This window comes from Mycobacterium sp. 94-17, from assembly GCF_035617725.1.
Lineage (GTDB): Bacteria > Actinomycetota > Actinomycetes > Mycobacteriales > Mycobacteriaceae > Mycobacterium.
The window spans coordinates 1-2744 of record NZ_JAPIYN010000049.1 but is presented as its reverse complement, the minus strand read 5'-3'; the positions used below and the strand labels follow the sequence as shown (position 1 = coordinate 2744).

Below are 2744 nucleotides of genomic sequence, written 5' to 3'. Positions count from 1 at the left end.
GCCCAGCGCCGCCCGGTTGCCCCACCCATCGAGCCGGGCACGCTCGGGCTCGTCGAGCAGATCCACCGACGACAGCCACCGGGCCGGGTCCGCGGCGATGGCCTCCAACACCCGCTGCAACCGCTCGACCAGCGTCTCGATGGTTCCCGCGTCGAACACATCGGTGCGAAACTCCACCCCGCCGCCGATCCCGGCCGGCTCGCCGGCCTCGGTCCAGCGCTCCGCCAGTGAAAAGGTCAGGTCCAGGCGGGCGGTGTGAGTGTCGAGCGGCAGCTGAGTGACCTGGAGGTCATTCAAGGTCAGCTCGGCATCGAGGTCGTTGTTCTGCCAGGCCAAGGCCACCTGGATCAGCGGGTGGTGAGTCAGGGAGCGGGTGGGGTTGAGCCGCTCCACCAGCACCTCGAAGGGCACATCCTGATGCTCGAAGGCGGCCAGGCTGCGCTCGCGGACCTGAGCCAGCAACTCGGCGGCACTCGGGTCGGCGGCCAGATCGACCCGCAGCACCAGCGTGTTGACGAAGCACCCCACCAGCCCGTCGAGCGCGGTGTCGGCGCGCCCCGCGACCGGGAACCCGACCGCCACGTCGCTGCTACCGCTGAGCCTGGAGAGCAGCACTGCGAGGGCGGCCTGCACCACCATGAAGCTGGTCGCGTTTTGCTCGCGGGCCACCCGGCGCACGGCCCGCTGCAGCTCCACGGGCCAGTCCACCGCGACAGTGGCACCGCCGTAGTCGGCAACCCGCGGATAGGGGCGGTCGGTGGGCAGCGCCAGGCGTTCGGGCATGCCGGCCAGGGTCTGTTCCCAGTAGGCCAGCTGCTTGGCGATGGGACTCTGGCCGTCGGCGAGATCGCCCAGCTGCGCGCGCTGCCACAGCGTGTAGTCGACGTACTGCACCGCAAGCGGTGTCCACCCGGGCGCCCGTCCGGCGCACCGGCTCGCATACGCCACTCCCAGATCGGCCACCAGCGGGGTGATCGACCAGCCATCGGCGGCGATGTGGTGCACCGCGGCCACCAGCACATGCTCGTCCTCGGCGACGCGGAAAAGCCTTGCCCGCAAAGGCATTTCGACCGCCAAGTCGAACGTGTACCGGGCAGCCGTGTCGATGACCTCCGCGCGCTCGCTAGCCGACCAGCCGGCGGAATCGACGACGTCCCAGCCGAAGTCGGCGCCGTCAACGGGGATGACGAGCTGCTGGGGCGTCCCGTCGGCCGCGGGGAACAACGTGCGCAGGCTCTCGTGGCGGGCGACCACGTCGGCCAGCGCCCGGCCCAACGCCTCGGTATCCAGCCTGCCGTCCAGCCGCAGTGCCACCGCCATGTTGTAGACCGGCGACGGGCCATGGAATTGATCGATGAACCACAGCCGGTTCTGGGCGAACGACAGCGGCACTACCGCCGGCCGTTCCATCGCCACCAACGGCTCGACCCGACCCTGAGCGGCGCCGACGCAGGGCGCCAGCTGTGCGACGGTCGGCGCCTCGAACAGCTTGCGCACCTCGAGGCGGGTGTCCAACGATTTGTTGACCGCGGCGATGACCCGCATGGCCGACAGTGAGTCGCCGCCCAGGTCGAAGAACGAGTCGTCGACCCCGACCCCGTCCACACCCAGGACTTGCGCGTAGATGCCGGCCAGGATCTCCTCGGTGGCGTTGGCCGGCGCGCGATAGCGATCGACGTCGGTGTACTCCGGTGGTGGCAATGCGCGCTTGTCGAGTTTGCCGTTGGCCGTCAGCGGCAGCGCATCGATCGCCACGACGGCGGCCGGAACCATGTACGACGGCAGCCGCGCGGCCAGCGCGGTTCGCAGCCCGGCCGGGTCGGCGTTTCCCGTCACGTATCCCACCAGCCGCTTGTCGCCGGGCCGGTCTTCGCGGGCGATCACCGCTGCCTGCTGCACCCCGTCCAGCCCGGCCAGCGCCGCTTGGACGTCACCGAGTTCGATGCGGTAGCCGCGGACCTTGACCTGCTCATCAGCACGCCCCAGGTAGCGCAGCTGCCCATCGGAACCCCAGCTCACCAGATCCCCGGTGCGATACATCCGGAGCCCAGACGCTTCGGCGAACGGGCACGCCACGAACCGCGACGCGGTCAGACCCGCACGACCGACATAGCCGTGCCCCACTCCGGCGCCCGCCACGTACAGCTCCCCGACCACGTTGGCGGGCACCGCGCGCAGCTGGCCGTCCAGCACGAAAAAGGCGAGGTGCGCCAGCGGAACCCCGATGGGGCTGACGACGCTGTCGGTGTCGCCGTCGACGATCTCGCGGAACGAGGCGTGCACCGTGGTCTCCGTGGTGCCGTACAGGTTGAGCAGGCGCGGTGATCCCGGGTGGTCGTGCAGCCACGTGCGCAGGCGGTGAGGTTCCAGCGCTTCGCCCGCGAATAGCACCGCGTCGAGGTTGAGCTGTCGGGCGAGCTCGGGCGCGAGCGTGTCGGCGTCTTGTAGCGCGTAGAACGCGGACGGGGTCTGGCTCAGCACACTGACCTGTTCGGCGACCAGCAGGGCGTGAAAGTCCTTGGGAGAGTGGGCAACCGGCTCGGGTACCACCACCAGCCGCCCGCCGTAGAGCAACGCGCCCCAGATCTCGCACACCGAGACGTCGAAGGCCAGCGAATGCCACTGCGTCCACACTCCTGGGTGTGGCAAGTCCGCACGCAGCGCGTCCAGCAGCTGGGTGACGTTGTGGTGGGTGATGGCCACGCCCTTGGGTGTTCCGGTGGTGCCCGAGGTGTAGATCAGGT

Annotated in this window: 1 protein-coding gene; it reads right to left on the bottom strand. The window is 69.8% G+C overall.

Annotated features, from left to right (window positions below; all coding sequences use genetic code 11):
• The coding region (locus OQ789_RS25540; RefSeq protein WP_324689178.1) for a condensation domain-containing protein at window positions 1-2744 on the bottom strand (2744 nt) is incomplete at both ends.